The organism is Kocuria sp. (genome assembly GCF_030536815.1).
Taxonomy (GTDB): Bacteria; Actinomycetota; Actinomycetes; order Actinomycetales; family Micrococcaceae; genus Kocuria; species Kocuria gwangalliensis.
The window spans coordinates 1-5,247 of sequence record NZ_JAUNPE010000148.1 but is presented as its reverse complement, the minus strand read 5'-3'; the positions used below and the strand labels follow the sequence as shown (position 1 = coordinate 5,247).

Annotated in this window: 5 protein-coding genes; 2 read left to right on the top strand and 3 right to left on the bottom strand. The window is 64.1% G+C overall.

The window, feature by feature from the left end; all coding sequences use genetic code 11:
• Positions 1–31 precede the first annotated feature (31 nt).
• Complete coding sequence (locus tag Q4E95_RS10940) at positions 32–1,417, top strand: aromatic acid/H+ symport family MFS transporter (protein ID WP_303383340.1); 1,386 nt, start codon at positions 32–34, stop codon at positions 1,415–1,417.
• Between the two features lie 506 nt (positions 1,418–1,923).
• Complete coding sequence (locus Q4E95_RS10935) at positions 1,924–2,955, top strand: hypothetical protein (RefSeq protein WP_303383339.1); 1,032 nt, start codon at positions 1,924–1,926, stop codon at positions 2,953–2,955.
• Between the two features lie 87 nt (positions 2,956–3,042).
• On the opposite strand, the gene Q4E95_RS10930 is transcribed toward Q4E95_RS10935, so the two are convergent.
• The 3 genes from Q4E95_RS10930 to Q4E95_RS10920 form a co-directional block, all read right to left on the bottom strand.
• Complete coding sequence (locus tag Q4E95_RS10930; RefSeq protein WP_303383338.1) at positions 3,043–3,846, bottom strand: amino acid ABC transporter ATP-binding protein; 804 nt, start codon at positions 3,844–3,846, stop codon at positions 3,043–3,045.
• A gap of 8 nt (positions 3,847–3,854) precedes the next feature.
• Entirely contained in the window at positions 3,855–4,652 is a 798-nt protein-coding gene (locus Q4E95_RS10925) for an amino acid ABC transporter permease (protein ID WP_303383337.1), read from the bottom strand.
• Positions 4,653–4,801: 149 nt separating this feature from the next.
• A partial coding sequence (locus tag Q4E95_RS10920) for an ABC transporter substrate-binding protein (RefSeq protein WP_303383336.1) occupies positions 4,802–5,247 on the bottom strand: 446 nt, incomplete at its 5' end.

Below are 5,247 nucleotides of genomic sequence, written 5' to 3'. Positions count from 1 at the left end.
GGAAGATCTTTGATCCGAGAGGACCACCACCATGAGCAACACACTCGTTGCCGCGAACCCGCGAAAAGAGGCGAGGACCGCCGCCTGGGTCGCCGGTATCGCCTGCGCCGCACTGATTTTCGACGGTTTCGACCTCACCATTTACGGGACCGTCCTCACCACATTGATGGCAGATCCCTCCCACATCGGCGCACTTGACGCCGCCACCGCGGGAACCCTGGGTTCCTACGCTCTGATCGGTGTGCTCATCGGCGCCCTGATCTGCGGTTCCATCGGCGACTACGTGGGCCGCCGTCGCATCATCCTGGTCGGCATCGCCTGGTTCTCCATCGGCATGTTCGTGACCTCGCTCTCCACCTCGATCTTCGCGTTCGGTGCTTTGCGCTTGATCACCGGTATCGGTCTGGGTGCGATCCTCGCCACGGCCGGTGCGACCATTGCGGAGTTCGCTCCCGCCGGGCGCCGTAACTTCTACAACGCCGTTGTGTACTCGGGTATCCCCGCCGGTGGCGTGCTCGCCGCGCTGCTGGGCATGATCCTTCTTGAGCCCTTGGGCTGGCGCGGTCTGTTCATGATCGGCGCGACTCCCATCCTGTTCCTGTTGCCCATTGCGTTCTTCAAGCTCCCCGAGTCCCCGCGCTGGTTGCTCTCCCGCGGCCGCCGCGAAGAGGCCGAGGCGCTTTCCCTCAAGACCGGCACGCCCTTGCTGGAGGAGGTCGTCGTTCAGAAGGCCGGCGCTACTCCCGCCAAGACCGGCTTCGGTGCCGTGTTCTCCTCGCAGTTCCGCGTGGGTGCAATCCTCCTGGGCTTCATGTCCTTCTCCGGCCTGCTGCTGACCTACGGCCTCAACACCTGGCTCCCCAAGATCATGGAGAGCTACGGCTACGGCAAGACCTACTCGCTGGCATTCCTGCTGGTGCTCAACTCCGGCGCTGTGATCGGTGGTGTGGTGGCCTCCAAGCTGGCCGACCGCCGCGGACCCCAGTTCATCGTCTCCACCACCTTTGTGATCGCAGCCATCACGCTGGTGCTGATGACCTTCCACTTCCCGTTGCCGGTGCTGTTCATGTTCATTGCCGTGGCCGGTGTGGGCACCCTGGGTACCCAGGTGCTGATTTACGGCTTCACCTCCAACTACTTCACCACCAACGCTCGTGCAGCCGGTGTGGCCTGGTGCTCCGGCTTCGGCCGACTGGGCGGCATCTTCGGCCCGCTCATCGGTGGCTGGCTGGTTGCAGCCGGTCTGGGTGGCGCCACCGCGTTCTACATCTTCGGTGGTGTGGCACTGTTCGGCGCACTCGTGACCGTATTGGTTCCCCGCCAGAAGGCTGTGGAAGCCGCCAAGGAAAAGGCAGAGGAAATCCTGGAGTCTTCCGAAAACCAGGACGCCAATACTCCCTCGACCGTCCTGAACTGATGTTCCGGGAACGACAGTCGGCCGGCGACCTGGCGCGCTGACCCCGACTGCCTCGGGAAACATAGAAACACCAAGGGTGCCGTTGCTCACTGCGAGCAGCGGCACCCTGCGTTTGTGCTCTCCGCATGCCTGGCGTCCACGCGGCCGTGCTCCACCGATATGCTCCGCCACTTCAGGTGCCGTTAGGGCCGTACCGCACATCTGAGGGGCCGGTGGAACCTTTTGTCTGGTGGGGAAGGGTCCTACCCTCACCTGAGGTGGGTTCGACGGCGCTACCGGCCCCTGTCGTGCGTAGCCTGCGTTCGCCCACCGTGCCTCTGCCGCGCAGATGAGGGCCGCATCGGGTCACATCGGGCCCCGCAAATGGGCGCCCTCCGGGTCGCAGAGCCGGTCACCGCGCGGAGCGCCCTCCACAGGGGCCCGGTTGGCAACACCCGGGGTGAGTAAACGGCTTGGTCTGCAACGACGGCGACCGAGCGGCGTCGAGAACTTCTAGGGTCCCTCCCATGCGAACTCTCGAAGCAATGGACCTCGGACCAAAACTCACCCTGCTGAGCGCCCGGGAATGGGAACGGCGACCGCGGGATCTACGACGCAGACCGTACATGCGGCAACTGGCCAGGGGAGCGTGGGTTCGGAGCGCTGAACCGCTGAGTGTTCAGCAGCGATCGGTTCTGCTGCGGGATCACCTGGAACGGCACCGAGGTCAGGTGGCGGTGACCGGACTGACGGCCCTCGACATGTTGAACCTCCCCGTCCATCACGCCTACGGCTGGGAACAACGCCTCTTGGGCCACGCCTCCGCACCACGGGCCAGGGAGTACGAGGCGCGATCACACACGACACACTTAGCGTGGAACGGCACGAGGCTGGCATCGAGTCAGAGACTGACGCGCGTATCCAAGTCGCTGGGGCTGCCGGGGATCGTGGGTCCGTGGGATTGTCCGCTGACCCACCCGTTGGAGGCACTCGTGGCCGCGGCTCCGGTCCTTCCCCTGTGGCGCATCACCGCGTGCTTGGATGCAATGATTTCCCTACGGGTCGTGGCCGAAGGGCGCACGGTGATCCAACCGCTTGCTGTGGATCACGTGGCGGAGCTACTCGCTCAGCTGCCGCCGCGGGCCCAGAACATGGTGCGGGTTCGGCAGGCCCTGAAACTCGCTCAGGGGCCCACGATCTCTGCGATGGAAACCCTGCTCCGCCTAGTGCTGCTCACCTGCGGACTACAGCCCATGGAGACCAATCACCCGGTCATGATGGACGGCAGATGGGTGTATCCGGACCTTGCCTGGCCGGCGGACATGGTCGCCCTGGAATACAACGGGCGCCCACACTGGGAGAACGGACAGGCGTACGGGGATGAGAACTATCGGATCCAACGCCTTCGGGATCATGGGTGGCAGGTCCGCGTGGTGGTCCTCGACGACCTCAGGGATCCCAAGCGACGCATGGAACTCTTGCAGTGGCTGTTCCATCACTTGGATCCTGCACGCGCCAGGCGCAGCCAAAGCCCACTGCAGCACGTGAGGGGTCGTTAGAACCCTCCCGCCGGCGAGAAGAGGTTCTAACGGCCCCTCACGTGCGATTGCCGGTCCTGGCAACCCCCCCGGGTCCAGCGACAGCGCCTACTCCGGCGTATCCACCTTGGTGGGGTTGAGCACGCGGGAGAGGAATGACCGGGTGCGTTCGTGTTTGGGGGAGCCGATGACCTCGCGGGCTGGGCCTTCCTCGACCACCACGCCTCCGTCCATGAAGACCACGCGATCGGCGACGTCGCGGGCAAAGGACATCTCGTGGGTCACCACGAGCATGGTCATGCCCTCGTTGGCGAGGGTGCGCATGATGGCCAGCACATCGCCTACGGTTTCCGGGTCCAGCGCGGAGGTGGGCTCGTCGAAGAGCATCAGGTCCGGGTTCATGGACAGCGCACGGGCAATGGCCACGCGCTGCTGCTGACCACCGGAGAGCTGCCCGGGGCGCTGCTGCGCCTTCTCCACGAGACCCACGCGTTCCAGGTTGGTCATTGCGGTCTGCTCGGCCTCGGCCTTGGAGCGCTTGAGCACCTTGACCTGGGACACGGTGCAGTTCTCCAGCACGGTCAGGTGCGGGAACAGGTTGAACTGCTGGAACACCATGCCCACGTTGCGGCGCATGGCGTCCACGTCGATGTCCGGGTCGGTCACGTCAAAGCCGCTGACCGTGATGTCACCGGACTGCGGTTCTTCCAGCAGGTTGAGGCAGCGCAGCAGGGTGGACTTCCCGGAACCGGAGGGCCCGATCAAACACACCACTTCACCGGGGTGAACGGTCAGGTCGATGCCGCGCAGCACCTCGAGGTCGCCGTAGGCCTTGTTGAGCCCGCGCACGGACACGGCGGGTGCTTGGGATCCGGGGGTCGCCTGAGTGTTTTCGGTTGCAGATGTGGACACCGTGGCTCCTAGGAGGACTTCTTGACGCGGTCGGTCTTGGTTTCAAAGCGGCGGGACAGGATACCCAGCGGCACGGTGATGATCAGGTAGCAGATACCCGCCGCGACCAGCGGAGTCAGGCCCGCACCGGCGCCGGAAATGCCCTCGCGGCCGAACTTGGTGAGTTCGTACTGGGCCAATCCCATGCCCAGCAGATAGACCAGGGAGGAGTCCTTGGTCAGCAGGATGACCTCGTTGGTCAGTGGCGGCAACACAATGCGCAGCGCTTGGGGGATGACAATGGTCACCATGGCGCGGGTGTGGGACATGCCCAGGGATCGGGCGGCTTCGTACTGGCCCGCGGGAACCGCCTGCAGGCCGGCGCGCAGGGACTCCGCGATGTAGGCCGCTGCCACCACACCCAGGGCGATCATCACGGTCACGTAGTGATTGAACCGGAAGCCGAACGCCAAGGGGATGCCGTAACCCAGAGCCAGGAACACCAACAGTGCGGGGACGCCGCGGAAGAACTCGATGTAAAGGGTCGCGATCCACCGGTACGGTGCCACGGAGGAGAGTTTCATGAGGGCCAGAATCACGCCCAGGCTCAGCCCCACCACGAAACCGAGGGCCGTGTAAATGAGCGTGTTCTTCAGGGCAACGGTGATGATCCCGGGGAACTGATCCGCAATCACCGCGGGGTTGAACACTCGTTCGTACAGAATGTGCCAGTCCGCGAGAACGACCAGGGCGATCAACACCAGTATCAGCACGGCGTACTGGATGCCCCGCGACAGCTTGGCGCGCTGCCGGGTGGTCATGGCCATCAGTTTTCTCCCTCAGTCATCACAAACGTCCTCACAGAATTTCTTGTTCAATCATCTCGCGGTGCGCCGGCAACGGGTGTGCCGGGCGAGAGACTCGCCCGGCACACGTTGCAGATCACATCGGTTTCCGGCATCGGTGGTTTGCCGGGTCAGAGACCGATCCACTCTTCGCGCATCTTGTCCATGGTGCCGTCCTCGTTGAGGCGGTCCAGGGTCTGGTTCACGGAATCGAGAAGCTCGGTGTTGCCCTTCTTCACGGCCACACCCAGGTTCTCGCCGGTGTCCACGGTCTCCACGATTTCGAGGTTCTCGTTCTCCTCGGCGCGGTTGCCCAGCGTGGAGATGTTACCGGACACGGCCTTCACGCCGCCGGTCTCCAGGGACTGGAACATGAGCTCCACGTCCTCGAACTGCTGCACGGTGGCACCCTTTTCCTGGGCGAACTTCTCACCGGAGGTGGCTTGCTGTGCTCCCACGGAGGTGTCGCCAATGGAGTCGAAGCCGGTGATGCCGGAATCCTTGGTGGTCAACAGGCCGATCTCGTCATTGAAGTACGGCTTGGAGAAGTCCATGGAGGCTTTGCGCTCGTCGGTGA

What these genes read in the sequence shown, in the direction of transcription:
- Q4E95_RS10940 (WP_303383340.1), top strand. Translation starts at nt 32, where the DNA reads ATGAGCAACACACTCGTTGCCGCGAACCCGCGAAAAGAGGCGAGGACC.
- Q4E95_RS10935 (WP_303383339.1), top strand. Translation starts at nt 1,924, where the DNA reads ATGCGAACTCTCGAAGCAATGGACCTCGGACCAAAACTCACCCTGCTG.
- Q4E95_RS10925 (WP_303383337.1), bottom strand. Translation starts at nt 4,652, where the DNA reads ATGGCCATGACCACCCGGCAGCGCGCCAAGCTGTCGCGGGGCATCCAG.